Origin of the sequence: Streptomyces phytophilus (assembly GCF_013870535.1) — a bacterium.
Classification (GTDB): Bacteria; Actinomycetota; Actinomycetes; order Streptomycetales; family Streptomycetaceae; genus Streptomyces; species Streptomyces phytophilus.
Genome location: NZ_JACBXC010001715.1, coordinates 1 through 1,038 on the forward strand (window position 1 = coordinate 1; position 1,038 = coordinate 1,038).

The 1,038-nt window shown below is 71.6% G+C and carries 2 protein-coding genes; both read left to right on the forward strand.

Annotated features, from left to right (window positions below; genetic code table 11):
• Window positions 1–148 precede the first annotated feature (148 nt).
• Window positions 149–910, forward strand: coding sequence for an SPFH domain-containing protein (locus tag H5J30_RS35465; RefSeq protein ID WP_258563702.1), 762 nt, complete (start codon window positions 149–151; stop codon window positions 908–910).
• A partial coding sequence (locus H5J30_RS37875; RefSeq protein ID WP_508471343.1) for a type II toxin-antitoxin system antitoxin occupies window positions 907–1,038 on the forward strand: 132 nt, incomplete at its 3' end. The genes H5J30_RS35465 and H5J30_RS37875, both read left to right, overlap by 4 nt.

Below are 1,038 nucleotides of genomic sequence, written 5' to 3' on the forward strand. Positions count from 1 at the left end.
CCGCCCGCTCCGGCTGCGGACACGGCTCGGATAGAGGACATCGCTGTCTCCTGTCGTTCGTGGGGGTGACACGGGGACGGTGATGCCGGCGTCTGCTCCCGCAGGCGGCTCCATTCTGACCGGTGTAGACCACTCTCCGGAAGGGGGCATGACAACCGGCCTCCTCGTCTTCGGCGCCCTGCTCCTCCTCGCCGCGCTCGTCGCGATGGCCGGGCTGAACATGGTCGAGCCCGGCGAGGCCCGCGTCGTGCAGCTCTTCGGCCGCTACACCGGCACCATCCGCGACGACGGCCTGCGCTGGGTCAACCCGCTCACCACCCGCCGCAAGATCTCCACCCGGGTGCGCAACCACGAGACCGCCGTCCTCAAGGTCAACGACGCCCGCGGCAACCCCATCGAACTGGCCGCCGTCGTCGTCTGGCAGGTCGAGGACACATCGCAGGCGGTCTTCGCCGTGGACGACTTCACCGAGTTCGTCGCCACCCAGACCGAGACCGCGGTGCGGCACATCGCCATCGAGTACCCGTACGACGCCTACGAGGACGACGAGCTGTCGCTGCGCGCGGACGCCGAGGAGATCACCGAGAAGCTGGCGGAGGAGCTGACCGACCGGGTGCGGGCGGCCGGGGTGCGGATCATCGAGTCGCGCTTCACGCACCTCGCGTACGCGCCGGAGATCGCCTCCGCGATGCTCCAGCGCCAGCAGGCCGGCGCCGTGGTCGCCGCGCGCCGCGAGATCGTGGACGGGGCGGTGGGCATGGTCGAGGACGCGCTCGCGCGGCTCTCCCGGCAGGACATCGTCGAGTTGGACGAGGAGCGCAAGGCGGCGATGGTCGGCAACCTCATGGTCGTCCTCTGCGGCGACCGCGCCCCCCAGCCCGTACTCAACACCGGCTCCCTCTACCAGTGACGGACGACTCCCCCGACCGCGACACCCGCCGGGCCCGGCGCAAGCAGGTGCTGCTGCGGCTCGACCCGGCCGTGCACGACGCGCTGGCCCGGTGGGCGGCGGACGAGCTGCGCAGCACCAACGCGCAG

Excerpts from the sequence above, each read along its gene's own strand:
- H5J30_RS35465 (WP_258563702.1), top strand. The coding sequence starts at position 149 with ATGACAACCGGCCTCCTCGTCTTCGGCGCCCTGCTCCTCCTCGCCGCG.